The organism is Paenibacillus farraposensis (assembly GCF_020736845.1).
Lineage (GTDB): Bacteria > Bacillota > Bacilli > Paenibacillales > Paenibacillaceae > Paenibacillus > Paenibacillus farraposensis.
The window spans coordinates 100,262-100,491 of sequence record NZ_JAFFQR010000087.1; the positions used below are offsets into that span (position 1 = coordinate 100,262).

Annotated in this window: 1 pseudogene; it reads left to right on the top strand. The window is 39.6% G+C overall.

The window, feature by feature from the left end:
* Positions 1 to 230 (top strand): annotated as a pseudogene (locus JO375_RS14740) (transcriptional regulator); the annotation flags it as partial.

Below are 230 nucleotides of genomic sequence, written 5' to 3' on the forward strand. Positions count from 1 at the left end.
GTATAGATCATTGAGTTCGTGGGACAAGGTTTATAAATTTTCACGCCAAATGTATCAATTAGGAAAAATTCAGTATGATTTAGCTCATAATGCTAAGAGAGAAATGAAACCGGAAAAGAAACTTAGCAGACCTCTTTTTGTATACATAGCCTATGCTGAGCTGATGTGTGCTAATGCCTGCGATGCAAAGGGAGATCATGAACAAGCGAAAGAGCATCTTCGCGGCTCTG